Origin of the sequence: Aquabacterium sp., from assembly GCF_016234775.1 — a bacterium.
Classification (GTDB): domain Bacteria; phylum Pseudomonadota; class Gammaproteobacteria; order Burkholderiales; family Burkholderiaceae_C; genus Aquabacterium.
Genome location: NZ_JACRAH010000060.1, coordinates 1 through 7,992, shown reverse-complemented (window position 1 = coordinate 7,992; position 7,992 = coordinate 1). Strand labels below are relative to the sequence as shown.

Sequence of the window (7,992 nt, the reverse complement as noted above, 5' to 3'; positions counted from 1 at the left end):
GACCGCGAGATCCTGCGCTTCAACCCGCACACCGTGATCGAAGGCATGGCCATTGCGGCCTACGCCATGGGCATCACCGTGGGCTACAACTACATCCACGGCGAAATCTTCGAGGTGTACGAACGCTTCGAAGCGGCGCTGGAAGAAGCCCGTGCTGCCGGTTACCTCGGCAACAACATCATGGGCAGCGACTTCACGTTCCAGTTGCACGCGCACCATGGTTTCGGCGCCTACATCTGCGGTGAAGAAACCGCGCTGCTGGAATCGATCGAAGGCAAGAAGGGCCAACCGCGTTTCAAGCCGCCTTTCCCCGCCAGCTTCGGTCTGTACGGCAAGCCCACCACCATCAACAACACGGAAACCTTCGCGGCTGTGCCGTGGATCATCCGTCATGGTGGCGAGGCCTTCCTGAACACCGGCAAGCCCAACAACGGTGGCACCAAGCTGTTCTCGATTTCCGGTGACGTCGAGCGTCCTGGCAACTACGAGATCCCCATGGGTACGCCGTTTGCCAAGCTGCTGGAGCTCGCCGGTGGTGTGCGCGGTGGCCGCAAGCTCAAGGCCGTGATCCCTGGTGGTTCATCGATGCCCGTGCTGCCTGCTCACATCATGATGGAGTGCACGATGGACTATGACTCCATCGCCAAGGCCGGCTCGATGCTGGGCTCGGGCGCCGTCATCGTGATGGACGAAACACGCTGCATGGTCAAGAGCCTGCTGCGCCTGTCCTACTTCTACATGCACGAATCGTGTGGTCAGTGCACGCCTTGCCGCGAAGGCACGGGCTGGCTGTGGCGCATGATGGACCGCATCGAGAACGGCAAGGGCCGTCCGGAAGACATCGACTTGCTGAACTCCGTCGCCGACAACATCCAGGGCCGCACCATCTGCGCGCTGGGTGATGCCGCTGCGATGCCGGTGCGTGCTTTCATCAAGCACTACCGCGAGGAGTTCGTGCACCACATCGAACACAAGACCTGCATGGTCCCGTCGTACATCTGATCGGGCAAACAAATGGTTGAAATCGAACTCGACGGACGCAAAGTCCAGTGCCAGGAAGGCAGCATGGTCATCCGTGCTGCTGAAGAAAATGGCACCTACATTCCGCACTTCTGCTATCACAAGAAGCTGTCGATCGCGGCCAACTGCCGCATGTGCCTCGTTGACATCGAGAAGGCGCCCAAGCCCATGCCGGCCTGCGCTACCCCGGTCACGCAGGGCATGATCGTTCGCACCAAGAGCGAGAAGGCCATCAAGGCTCAACAGAGCGTGATGGAATTCCTGCTCATCAACCACCCGCTGGATTGCCCGATCTGCGACCAGGGTGGCGAGTGCCAGTTGCAAGACTTGTCCGTGGGTTACGGTGGTTCGTCTTCCCGTTATCAGGAAGAAAAGCGCGTGGTCTTCCACAAGGAAGTCGGCCCGCTGATCTCGATGCAGGAAATGAGCCGCTGCATCCAGTGCACACGCTGCGTCCGCTTCGGCCAGGAAATCGCCGGCGTGATGGAACTGGGCATGCAGCACCGTGGTGAGCATTCCGAGATCGCCACCTTCGTGGGCCGCTCGGTGGACTCCGAGCTGTCGGGCAACATGATCGACATCTGCCCGGTTGGTGCCCTGACCAGCAAGCCTTTCCGCTACAGCGCCCGTACCTGGGAACTGTCGCGTCGCAAGAGCGTGTCGCCGCATGATTCCACCGGTGCCAACCTGATCGTTCAGGTCAAGAACGGCAAGGTGATGCGCGTGGTGCCGCTCGAAAACGAAGACGTCAACGAGTGCTGGATCGCCGACCGCGACCGCTTCAGCTACGAAGCCCTCAACAGCGACGCTCGCCTGACCAAGCCCATGATCAAGCAGGGCGGCCAGTGGAAGGAAGTCGACTGGACCGTGGCCCTGGAATACGTGGCCAATGGTTTGAAGGGTGTCAAGAACGACCACGGTGCAAACGCCATTGGCGCGCTGGCCACCGAGCACAGCACGGTGGAAGAACTCTTCCTGCTGGCTCAACTGGTGCGCGGCCTGGGTTCGGACAACGTCGATACCCGCCTGCGTCAAGCTGACTTCACAACAGGTGCTGGTGCACGCTGGCTGGGGCTGCCGATCGCCGAGCTGTCCACGCTGGACCGCGCGCTGGTCGTGGGCTCCTTCCTGCGCAAGGATCACCCGCTGTTCGCTTCGCGTCTGCGTCAGGCTGCCAAGCGTGGTGCGCAGATCAGCGCCATCGGTGGCGCCAATGATGACTGGCTGATCCCCTTGAGCCAACGCGTGACCGTGGCTCCTAGCGCCTGGGCGCAGGCTCTGGGTGACGTGGCGGTGGCCGTGGCCAACCAGCTCAATGTCGAGGTCCCTTGCAACGGTACCGTCACCGATGCCGCCAAGGCGATCGCTGCGTCGCTGCTGTCGGGCCAGAACAAGGCCATCCTGCTGGGCAACGCCGCCGTGCAGCATCCTCAAGCCTCGTTGCTGCAAGCGCTGGCGCAGTGGATTGCCGCTCAGACCGGTGCCAAGGTGGGCTTCCTGAGCGAGTCGGCCAACTCGGTTGGCGCGCAACTGGTGGGCGCTCAGCCGCAACAAGGTGGCCTGAATGCGGGCCAGATGCTCGGTGTTACCAATGACGGCAAGGCCTTGAAGGCTGTCGTGCTGATGGGCGTCGAGCCCGAGTTCGACACCGCCAACCCGAGCGCTGCCATGGCTGCTGTGCAGGGCGCCGAGATGGTCGTGTCGCTGTCGTCTTTCAAGACCAGCGCCACCGACTACGCCGACGTGATCCTGCCGATCGCCCCGTTCTCTGAAACCTCCGGCACCTTCGTGAACGCCGAAGGTCGTGTGCAAAGCTTCCACGGCGTGGTCAAGCCAATGGGCGATGCTCGTCCGGCCTGGAAGGTGTTGCGCGTGCTGGGCACCATGCTGGGTCTGGAAGGCTTCGCCTACGAGACTTCGGAAGAAGTCAAGGCGCGTGCCCTGGGTGACCTGGCCGCACTGCCTGCCAAGCTGAATAACGCCACGGCGGCTGCGATCAACCTGAGCGCCTCGACCGGTGGTCTGGAGCGTCTGGCCGATGTGCCGATCTACGCGGCCGATGCCCTGGTTCGCCGCGCTGAATCGCTGCAAACGACGGCGGATGCCAAGGCGCCTGTGGCCAGCCTGCCGCAAGCCCTGTGGGCCGAGCTCGGCCTGGCCGCTGGTGCTCAAGTGAAGGTGTCGCAAGACGGTGGCTTCGGTGTGGCAAGTGCCGTGCTGCCCGCCGTCCTCGACGCCAGCCTGCCCGCCAACGTGGTGCGTGTGCCTGCCGGTACCCCGGCCACCGCAACGCTGGGCGCATCTTTTGGCGCGATCCGCGTCGAAAAAGCCTGAAGGGTAGGGGAGACAACAGATGATTGACACCCTGTACAACGCTGGAGCCGCCAACATGGGCGCAGCCTGGCCCGTGGTCTGGTCGCTGATCAAGATCGTGGCGCTCTTGCTGCCGCTGCTGGGCTGCGTGGCCTATCTGACCCTGTGGGAGCGCAAGGCGATTGCCTGGTCGCAGATCCGTCCGGGTCCCAACCGCACGGGACCTCTGGGCTTGCTGCAGCCTATCGCTGACGCGGTCAAGCTGATCTTCAAGGAAATCATCCTGCCGTCGGCAGCGAACAAGCCCTTGTTCCTGCTGGGCCCGATCATGACGATCATGCCCGCACTGGCTGCCTGGGCGGTGATTCCCTTCGGTCCTGAAGTCGCGCTGGCCAACGTCAATGCCGGCCTGCTGTTCCTGATGGCGATCACTTCGCTGGAAGTCTATGGCGTGATCATCGCCGGCTGGGCTTCCAACTCCAAGTACGCCTTCCTGGGCGCCATCCGCGCTTCGGCTCAAATGGTGTCCTACGAAATCGCCATGGGCTTCTGCCTGGTGATCGTGCTGATGACCGCCGGTTCGCTCAACATGACCGACATCGTGTTGAGCCAGAACAAGGGGCAGTTCGCCGACATGGGCATGAGCTTCCTGTCGTGGAACTGGCTGCCGCTGCTGCCGATCACGGTCGTGTACTTCATCTCCGGTCTGGCTGAAACCAACCGCCACCCCTTCGACGTGGTGGAAGGTGAATCCGAAATCGTGGCCGGTCACATGATCGAGTACTCGGGCATGTCGTTCGCGATGTTCTTCCTGGCTGAATACGCCAACATGATTCTGGTGTCCACCCTGGCTGCCATCATGTTCTTCGGCGGCTGGTTGTCGCCAGTGGCTGCGCTGGACTTCATCCCCGGCTGGATCTGGCTGGGCATCAAGGCCTTCATCATCGTCACCATGTTCCTGTGGGTGCGGGCTTCGTTCCCACGCTTCCGCTACGACCAGATCATGCGTCTGGGCTGGAAGATCTTCATCCCCATCACGCTGGTCTGGCTGGTCGTGGTTGGCGGCTGGATGATGTCGCCATGGAACATCTGGAAATAAGGGGCACATGAATATGTCTGCAACGTCCCTCAAGGAATTCGTTTCCAGCTTCTTCCTGCTGGAAATGTTCAAGGGCATGGCCCTGACAGGTCGTCACTTCTTCAAACCGTACATCACGGTGCAGTTCCCTGAAGAAAAGACGCCGATGTCGCCACGCTTCCGTGGCCTGCACGCCCAACGCCGTTATGACAACGGTGAAGAGCGTTGCATTGCCTGCAAGCTGTGCGAGGCCGTGTGCCCGGCGATGGCCATCACCATCGAGTCGGCCGTGCGTGATGACGGCCAGCGCCGCACCACGCGCTACGACATCGACCAGACCAAGTGCAACTTCTGCGGCTTCTGCGAAGAAAGCTGCCCCGTGGACGCGATCGTGGAAACCCACATCTTCGAGTACCACGGCGAAAAGCGCGGCGATCTGTACTTCACCAAGGACATGCTCCTGGCGGTGGGTGATCGCTACGAAAAGGAAATCGCAGCCAACAAGGAGGCGGACGCGAAATACCGCTGACCCGTTATGGACACCTTTAGCCTACTTTTCTATATCTTCGCCTCGGTGCTGGTCTTCGCGGGTTTCCGCGTGATCACCGCCAAGAGCCCCGTGAGCGCCGCTTTGCACCTGGTGCTGGCGTTCTTCAGCGCCTCGTGCGTGTGGATGCTGCTGCAGGCAGAGTTCCTGGCCATCTCCCTCGTGCTCGTGTACGTGGGGGCGGTCATGGTGCTGTTCCTGTTCGTGGTGATGATGCTCGATATCAACATCGACTCGATCCGCCAGGGCTTCTGGAAGCACTTCCCGCTGGCCGGTGGCATTGGCGCCGTGATCGCCGTGGAAATGGCCTTTGTGCTGACCCGCGGCTTCGATCTGCCAACAGCCAAGCCGTTCCCGCCTGATGTGGCCAAGGTGCCCAATGCCAAGGCACTGGGTATCGAGCTGTTCACGCACTACCTGTTCCCCGTGCAGATCGCGGCCGTGATCCTGCTGGTGGCCATCATTGCCGCCATCGCGCTCACCCTGCGCAAGCGCAAGGACTCGCACTTCCAGAGCCCCTCCGAGCAGGTGCGTGTGAAGAAGGCCGATCGCCTGCGTGTGGTCAAGCTGGCGCCGACCATCGAAGCGCCTGCCGCCCCCGCTGCGCCGGCTGCTGACGCTGCCACCCCGACCGGAGGTCAAGCATGACCACGACCATCACCCTCGGACACTTCCTGTCGCTGGGCGCCATCTTGTTCGCCATGTCGGTCATCGGGATCTTCCTGAACCGCAAGAACCTGATCGTGCTGCTCATGTGCATCGAACTGATGCTGCTGGCCGTGAACCTGAACTTCGTCGCCTTCTCCCATTACCTGGGTGACATGGACGGTCAGGTCTTCGTGTTCTTCATCCTGACCGTGGCGGCTGCAGAGTCCGCGATCGGTCTGGCCATTCTGGTGACGCTGTTCCGTAATCGTCAGTCGATCAACGTCGACGAACTGGACACGCTCAAGGGCTGATCGGGAGAGTGACAACAATGACAACAGAACTTTCTCTCAACACGCTGCTGGCGGTGCCTCTGGCGCCGCTGGTTGGCTCGATTGCCGCCGGCTTGTTCGGCAAGGCAATCGGCCGCAAGGGCGCGCACGCACTGACCATCCTGGGCGTGCTGGTCTCCTTCATCATCTCGGTGATGACGCTGGACGCCGTCATCGATGGCGCACGTTTCAACCAGACCGTCTACGAGTGGATGACGCTGGGTTCGCTGAAGATGGAAGTCGGTTTCATGATCGACGGCCTGACGGCGATGATGATGTGCGTCGTGACCTTTGTGTCCTTGATGGTGCACATCTACACCATCGGCTACATGGAAGAGGATCCTGGCTACCAGCGCTTTTTCAGCTACATCTCGCTGTTCACCTTCTCCATGCTGATGCTCGTGATGAGCAACAACATGCTGCAGCTGTTCTTCGGCTGGGAAGCTGTGGGCCTGGTGTCTTACCTGTTGATCGGTTTCTGGTTCAAGAAGCCCACGGCCATCTTCGCCAACATGAAGGCCTTCCTGGTCAACCGTGTGGGTGACTTCGGCTTCATCCTGGGCATCGGTCTGATCCTGGCCTACACCGGCACGCTGAATTACACCGAGATCTTTGCCAAGGCGCCCGAACTGGCCACGATGGGCTTCCCCGCGACGGACTGGATGCTGATCACGGTGATCTGCATCTGCCTGTTCATCGGGGCCATGGGTAAGTCGGCGCAGTTCCCTCTGCACGTCTGGCTGCCTGACTCGATGGAAGGCCCCACGCCGATCTCCGCGCTGATCCACGCTGCCACGATGGTGACAGCCGGTATCTTCATGGTGACCCGCATGTCGCCGCTGTTCGAGCTGTCCGACACGGCGCTGAACTTCATCCTGGTGATCGGCTCCATCACCGCGCTTTTCATGGGCTTCCTGGGCATCATCCAGAACGACATCAAGCGCGTGGTGGCTTACTCCACGCTGTCGCAGTTGGGTTACATGACCGTGGCACTGGGCGTATCGGCCTACAACGTGGCCGTGTTCCACCTGATGACGCACGCCTTCTTCAAGGCCTTGTTGTTCCTCGGAGCGGGCTCCGTCATCATGGGCATGCACCACGATCAGGACATCCGCAACATGGGTGGCCTGTGGAAGTACATGAAGATCACCTGGATCACGTCGCTGATCGGCTCTCTGGCCCTGATCGGCACGCCGTTCTTCTCGGGCTTCTACTCGAAGGACTCGATCATCGAGGCCGTGCATGCCAGCCACCTGCCTGCTGCACAGTTCGCCTACTTCGCCGTGTTGGCGGGTGTGTTTGTGACCGCGTTCTACAGCTTCCGGATGTATTTCCTGGTCTTCCATGGCAAGGAAAACTTCCATCACAAGCCGTTCCCGGGCGAGCATGACCACCACGACGAAGACGACCACGGTCATGGGCACGCCCATACACCGCACGAGTCGCCTTGGGTGGTGACCTTACCGCTGATCCTGCTGGCGATCCCCTCTGCGCTGATCGGTTACTTCACCATCCAGCCCGAGTTGTACGGTGACTTCCTGCAAAGTGCCATCAAGATCAATCTTGAGGCTCACCCTGCGATGGAAGAGTTGGCGCACGAGTTCCACGGCGCGGCTGAAATGGCTTTGCATGGCTTCACCACGCTGCCTTTCTTCCTGGCACTGGCGGGTGTCATCACGGCCTTCGTGTTCTACATCGTCGCGCCTCAGATCCCTGCGATGTTCGCCAAGGTGCTGCGCCCGCTGATCGTGATTGGCGAGAACAAGTACTTCATGGACTGGTTCAACGAGAACGTGCTGGCTGCAGGTTCACGCCTGATCGGCCGCTTCTTCTGGAAGGTTGGCGACGTGGCCATCATTGACGGCATCGCTGTCAATGGTTCGGCCAAGCTGGTGGGCCTGATCGGTTCGCTGGTCCGCCTGTTCCAGACGGGTTACCTCTATCACTACGCGCTGGTCATGATCCTGGGGGTGTTCGCCCTCATGACATGGTTCGTGTTCATGCACCACTGAGCGCGAGGACCGGTTCATGCAAACTATGTCTAACCTCCTTTCTCT

Annotated in this window: 7 protein-coding genes; all 7 read left to right on the top strand. The window is 61.0% G+C overall.

The window, feature by feature from the left end; translation table 11 throughout:
* On the top strand, nt 1-1,002 hold a 1,002-nt coding region (gene nuoF / locus HY836_RS17565), incomplete at its 5' end, for an NADH-quinone oxidoreductase subunit NuoF (protein ID WP_290678818.1).
* Between the two features lie 12 nt (nt 1,003-1,014).
* Complete coding sequence (gene nuoG / locus HY836_RS17560) at nt 1,015-3,354, top strand: NADH-quinone oxidoreductase subunit NuoG (protein ID WP_290678816.1); 2,340 nt, start codon at nt 1,015-1,017, stop codon at nt 3,352-3,354.
* 19 nt (nt 3,355-3,373) lie between these two features.
* Nucleotides 3,374-4,432: an NADH-quinone oxidoreductase subunit NuoH gene (gene nuoH / locus HY836_RS17555; RefSeq protein WP_290678813.1), complete on the top strand. Its 1,059-nt coding sequence runs from the start codon at nt 3,374-3,376 to the stop codon at nt 4,430-4,432.
* Between the two features lie 13 nt (nt 4,433-4,445).
* Nucleotides 4,446-4,940 carry an NADH-quinone oxidoreductase subunit NuoI gene (gene nuoI, locus HY836_RS17550; protein WP_290678821.1) on the top strand — a complete coding sequence of 165 codons (495 nt, stop codon included), beginning with the start codon at nt 4,446-4,448 and terminating at the stop codon, nt 4,938-4,940.
* 6 nt (nt 4,941-4,946) lie between these two features.
* Nucleotides 4,947-5,606, top strand: coding sequence for an NADH-quinone oxidoreductase subunit J (locus HY836_RS17545; protein WP_290678810.1), 660 nt, complete (start codon nt 4,947-4,949; stop codon nt 5,604-5,606).
* Nucleotides 5,603-5,917, top strand: a complete 315-nt coding sequence (gene nuoK / locus HY836_RS17540) for an NADH-quinone oxidoreductase subunit NuoK (RefSeq protein WP_290678807.1) — start codon at nt 5,603-5,605, stop codon at nt 5,915-5,917. The genes HY836_RS17545 and nuoK overlap by 4 nt, the downstream gene beginning before the upstream one ends.
* A gap of 17 nt (nt 5,918-5,934) precedes the next feature.
* Nucleotides 5,935-7,947, top strand: coding sequence for an NADH-quinone oxidoreductase subunit L (gene nuoL, locus HY836_RS17535; RefSeq protein ID WP_290678804.1), 2,013 nt, complete (start codon nt 5,935-5,937; stop codon nt 7,945-7,947).
* The last annotated feature ends 45 nt before the right edge of the window (nt 7,948-7,992 follow it).